This window comes from Rhodoferax sp. ZS1R8 (assembly GCF_056521325.1).
The window spans coordinates 1-1,642 of record NZ_JBWMBA010000054.1 but is presented as its reverse complement, the minus strand read 5'-3'; the positions used below and the strand labels follow the sequence as shown (position 1 = coordinate 1,642).

Sequence of the window (1,642 nt, the reverse complement as noted above, 5' to 3'; positions counted from 1 at the left end):
GGGCAACATCTTTACCTGCGGCAGCGACACGGCCATGGAGCAGTTTGTCGCGCGTTACGAATCACCCATGTTGCTAGGCTTCGACTTCGACATCGAAGCCGGCCAGACGCCCGAGATGGTGAGCAGCCTGTTGCAGCGTATCAAGGTGGCTCAGGTACGCAGGCCGCACCTGCGCATCAGCTTCACCGTGGCCACCCACGCCGCCAGTAACGCGGGCCAGGCCAGCCTCAACGCCCAAGGTCAGCAGGTGCTGGCCGCGATACGCGAGGTCCAACTCGCCCCCTATTTCATCAACCTGATGGTGATGAACTATGGCCCCGCCAAACCCGCCAACCGCGTGGCGCGGGATGGCCATTGCGACATGGCCGCATCCGCAGCCCAGGCCGTGCGCAACCTGCACAGCCGCTACGGCATTCCCAAGGCGAAGATAGAGATCACGGCCATGCTGGGCATCAATGACGTGGTGGAGAACATCTTCACCCCCGCCGATGCCACGGCCCTGGCGCGCCTGGTGCGACAAGAGCAGTTGGGCGGCCTGCACTTCTGGCCGCTGGACCGGGATGGCCCCTGCGCAGGTGGCGCGACCGCCGTATCCCCCACCTGCAGCAGTTTGAACGAGCACAGCTCACTGGCCTTCTCGCGGGCTTTTGCCGAAGGTCTACGCTAAGCTTGGGCATGCCTGCGCAATCGAACATACAAACTGTCGTGCATGCAGGCCACGCCTGCCTGCAAATGACGACCCGACACGGGATCGCAGTTGTGGCCCTGCACGGCGCCCACCTGGTGTCCTGGGTACCCAAAGGCCAGCGTGAGGTGTTTTGGTTATCGCCTGTATCACGTCCGGCGCCCGCTGCCATACGCGGCGGTGTGCCCATTTGCTGGCCCTGGTTTGGCAAACAGGGCATGCCACCCGGTGCCATGCAACACGGACCGCTGCGCAACCGGCCCTGGGAGGTCAGCACCGTCCACGCCGACAGTGCCGAGCAGATCAGCATCACACTGACACCTTCTCGCGCTTCGCAAGCCGACGACCCCCTGCTGCAGTTTGCCCCCCATCTGCGGGCCGCCCTGCACATGGATCTAGGGCAAAACCTGGTTCAGACGCTGGAAACCCACAACCATGGCACACACGCCTTCAGCCTGACGCAGGCCCTGCACAGCTATTTTGCGGTACAGGACGTCACGCAGGTGCGGGTCACCGGGTTGGAAGATTTGCGCTTTGAAGACAAACTGCTGGGCACCACGGGCACGGTGCAACAGGGCGTCTTCCAGCTCAACACCGCCTGTGACCGCATCTACCAACACGCCACGCCCGAGCCGTCGCAGCAATACACCCTGCACGACCGGCTGTGGCAGCGGCGCATACACATCCACACCCAGGGCAGCCAGTCGGTGGTGGTGTGGAACCCCGGAGCAGAACAGGCCCGCAGCATGGTGGATGTGCCCGATGCGGCATGGCAAGAATTTCTGTGTATAGAAGCCACCAATGCAGGCCAGGGCGATGTGGTCACCCTGGTTCCGGGCGGCCAGCACCGCCTGACACAAACACTGTCCGTGGAATCCTGGCCGTCCTGAAGGTGCCAGGCCATGCCCTGACCCGCCCGTGAAACAATAGCGGGCATGACTGATTCCGCCAGCCACA

Annotated in this window: 2 protein-coding genes; both read left to right on the top strand. The window is 63.5% G+C overall.

The window, feature by feature from the left end; all coding sequences use genetic code 11:
* On the top strand, positions 1 to 667 hold a 667-nt coding region (locus AC097P_RS23670), incomplete at its 5' end, for a glycoside hydrolase family 18 protein (protein ID WP_479612883.1).
* An 8-nt stretch (positions 668 to 675) separates the two neighbouring features.
* Positions 676 to 1,575: a D-hexose-6-phosphate mutarotase gene (locus AC097P_RS23665; RefSeq protein ID WP_479612882.1), complete on the top strand. Its 900-nt coding sequence runs from the start codon at positions 676 to 678 to the stop codon at positions 1,573 to 1,575.
* The last annotated feature ends 67 nt before the right edge of the window (positions 1,576 to 1,642 follow it).

What these genes read in the sequence shown, in the direction of transcription:
- AC097P_RS23665 (WP_479612882.1), top strand. Translation starts at nt 676, where the DNA reads ATGCCTGCGCAATCGAACATACAAACTGTCGTGCATGCAGGCCACGCC.